Annotated in this window: 1 protein-coding gene; it reads left to right on the top strand. The window is 25.3% G+C overall.

From position 1 onward, the window contains the following. On the top strand, window positions 1-217 hold a 217-nt coding region (locus AC1VNY_RS42975; RefSeq protein WP_482409753.1), incomplete at both ends, for a hypothetical protein.

The raw sequence follows: 217 nt of genomic DNA, 5'->3' as shown, positions 1-217 counted from the left end.
GAAAATATACGCTTACAAAACTACAGTACAAAAATTGGTAAATCAGAAAATATACGCTTACAAAACTACAGTACAAAAATTGATAAATCAGAAAATATACGCTTACAAAACTACAGTACAAAAATTGGTAAATCAGAAAATATACGCTTACAAAACTACAGTACAAAAATTGATAAATCAGAAAATATACGCTTACAAAACTACAATACAAAAATTG

It is taken from the genome of Bradyrhizobium ferriligni, assembly GCF_056837965.1.
Note: the sequence above shows the minus strand (reverse complement) of the source record. Positions and strands in the feature narration are given on the sequence as shown.